The sequence below is a fragment of the Hydrogenophaga sp. genome, assembly GCF_018780075.1.
Classification (GTDB): Bacteria; Pseudomonadota; Gammaproteobacteria; order Burkholderiales; family Burkholderiaceae_C; genus Hydrogenophaga.
Window position 1 is genome coordinate 1 of record NZ_JADMKB010000172.1, and the last position, 2947, is coordinate 2947.

4 protein-coding genes are annotated in these 2947 nt (G+C 68.7%); all 4 read left to right on the plus strand.

Annotated elements, in window-relative coordinates; translation table 11 throughout:
• On the plus strand, positions 1 to 402 hold a 402-nt coding region (locus tag IV088_RS25130), incomplete at its 5' end, for an RraA family protein (protein WP_367171605.1).
• Positions 399 to 1334: an NAD(P)-dependent oxidoreductase gene (locus IV088_RS25135; RefSeq protein ID WP_291107539.1), complete on the plus strand. Its 936-nt coding sequence runs from the start codon at positions 399 to 401 to the stop codon at positions 1332 to 1334. The genes IV088_RS25130 and IV088_RS25135, both read left to right, overlap by 4 nt.
• 24 nt (positions 1335 to 1358) lie before the next feature.
• Positions 1359 to 2345: a tripartite tricarboxylate transporter substrate binding protein gene (locus IV088_RS25140; RefSeq protein WP_291107540.1), complete on the plus strand. Its 987-nt coding sequence runs from the start codon at positions 1359 to 1361 to the stop codon at positions 2343 to 2345.
• 35 nt (positions 2346 to 2380) lie between these two features.
• Positions 2381 to 2947 (plus strand): SMP-30/gluconolactonase/LRE family protein (locus IV088_RS25145; RefSeq protein WP_291107542.1); only part of this gene is annotated, 567 nt, incomplete at its 3' end.

Sequence of the window (2947 nt, forward strand, 5' to 3'; positions counted from 1 at the left end):
ATGGGCACCATCATGATGACCGCCTGCCGCCAGCTCGGCCTGGCCGGCGTGGTGATGGACGGCGCGGTGCGCGACAGCCTGGAGATCGACGAGATGGACTACCCGGTCTTCTCGGTCGGCACCAACCCCAACGGCCCGACCAAGAACAACGGTGGCCGCATCGGCCACCCGATCAGCATCGGCGGCGTGACGGTGCACCCCGGCGACTTCGTCATCGGCGACGGCGACGGTGTGGTGGTGGTCGAGCGCGAGGCGCTGGCCGGCCTGCTGCCCCTGGCCGAGCACAAGGTGCAGGCCGAGGCCAGGCGCATTGCGCAGATCCAACAGGGCAACACCTCGGCCTCGTGGCTCAACGCTTCGCTGGTCACCGCTGGCGTCCTCAAAGAGGGAGAAACGCTGTGAATCCGAAACCGGTCATCCTCGTCACGGGTGCCGACCTCGCGCCGCAGGCGCTGGCCCTGCTCGAAGGGCACGAGGTGGTCTACACCGGCAAGACGCCCACGCAGGCCGACATCATCGCCATGGCGCGCCAGCACAACCCGGTGGCCGTCATCGTGCGCTACAGCGGCGTGAACGCCGAGGCCATGGACGCGGCGCCCGCGCTGCGCGTGATCTCCAAGCACGGCAGCGGCACCGACACCATCGACAAGGCGGCCGCCGCCGAGCGCGGCATCGCCGTCACCGCCGCCGTGGGCGCCAACGCCGCCGCCGTGGCCGAGCAGGCCCTGGCCCTGCTGCTGGCCTGCGCCAAGTCGGTGGTGCAGCTGAACCAGCGCATGCACGACGGTCATTGGGACAAGGCCACCCACAAGAGCCTGGAACTGGGCGGCCGCACGGTCGGCCTGGTCGGCCTGGGCGCCATCGGACTGCGGTTCGCGAAGATGGCCGACGCCATGGGCATGCGTGTGATCGGCTTCGACCCGTTCGCGAAAAACCTGCCGGATTACGTGACCGCAGTGGACCTGGACACGCTCTGGCGCGAGGCCGACGCGATTTCGCTGCACTGCCCGCTGACCCCTGAAAACAAAGGCCTGATCAACGCGCAGACGCTGGCCCAGTGCAAGCCGGGCGTGATCGTGGTGAACACCGCGCGCGGTGGCCTGATCGACGAGCCCGCGCTGCTGGCCGCTGTGCAGTCGGGCCAGGTGCGCATGGCGGGGCTGGACAGCTTCGCCGTCGAGCCCATGACCGTGCCGCACATTTTTCAGGGACAACCCGGCTTCATCCTCAGCCCCCACATCGGTGGCGTGACCAGCGACGCCTATGTGAACATGGGCGTGGCCGCCGCGCAGAACACGCTGGCGGCGCTGGCCCGCGCCGAAGCCTCTGCCTGATCCCACACAACAATGGAGACATTCATGAACATCACCAACGCACGCCGCGCCCTGCTGTCGGCCACGGCCCTCGCCGCCCTGTGCCTGCTGGCCGGCACCGCCAGCGCCCAGTCCGCCTGGCCCAACCGGGTCGTCAAGATCGTCGTGCCCTACGGCCCCGGCGGCGCGGTGGATGTGGTCACGCGCAAGATGGCGCAGAAGCTCACCGAGCAGACCGGCCAGAGCTTCATCGTGGAGAACAAGCCGGGCGCCACCGGCACCATCGGCGCCCAGCAGGTCGCACAGGCCCCGGCCGACGGTTACACCCTGCTGGCCAACGACACCACGTATTCGTTGCTGCCGCACATCTTCAAGAAGCTGCCGTTCGAGCACGCCACGCAGCTGGTTCCGGTGAGCGCCTACGTGTTCGCACCCATGGGCCTGGTGGTCAACGCCAGCGCGAAGTACAAGACCCTGGCCGAACTGACCGCGCAGGCCAAGGCCGCGCCCAACACCGTGACCTACGGCACCGGCGGCCCGGGCACCACGCCGCACTTCGCGAGCGAGGCCCTGGGCATCGCCAGCGGCGTCAACTTCATGCACATCCCCTACAAGGGCGCGGGCGAAGCCACGGCGGGCATCCTGTCCCAGACCATCGACTTCCAGATCGCGTCCACCACCGGGCTGATGGGCAACGTCAAGGGCGGCAAGCTGCGCATGCTGGCCGTCAGCGGCGACAAGCGCCTGGCCGCCCTGCCCGAGGTGCCCACCTTCCAGGAGGCCGGTGCCAAGTGGCGCGGCGTCGTCAACTGGACCGGCCTGTGGGCGCCACAAGGCACGCCGGCCGAGGTGGTTCAACGCCTGCAAAAGGAAATCGCCACGGCCATGGCCTCCGAAGACATGAAGACTTTTGCCGTGGGCATGGGCGCCGAGCCGCGCCACGCGGGCGCCGACGAGTTCGCCCGGCTGCTCAAGGACAGCACCGACAGCTGGGGCAAGGTGGTGGCCAACACCGCGTTCGAGAAGCAGTAAGGTGTCCGCTCCTGTCGCCACCAACTGAGTCCGCCATGTTCCTGCTCCACCCGCCCGAGGTCCGCACGCTCGACGTCTTCACCACCCTGCCCGCGCGCTTCCGCCAGCGTCAGCGCACGGTGTGGAGCGACGCCAACATGGGCGGGCGCGAGGTCGATTCGTTTCTGGAGGGGCCGGTGTTCGACGACGCCGGTAACCTCTACGTGACCGACATCCCCTTCGGGCGCGTGTTCCGCGTCGACCCGCAGGGCGAGTGGGAGCTGGTGGCGCAGTGGGACGGCGAGCCCAACGGCATGAAGTTCCTGAACGCCACCGAGTTGCTGGTGACCGACTACCGCAACGGCCTGATGGTGGTGGACAGCCGCAGCGGCGCGGTGCGGCCTTACCTGGGCCGGCGCAACACCGAAAGCTTCAAGGGCCTGAACGACCTCACCTTCGACTCACAGGGCAACCTCTACTTCACCGACCAAGGCCAGACCGGCCTGCACGACCCGACCGGGCGCGTCTACCGGCTCAGCCCTGCCGGGCGGCTGGACCTGCTGCTCTCCAACGTGCCCAGCCCCAACGGCATCGTGCTGTCGCTGGACGAGCGGTTCCTGTTC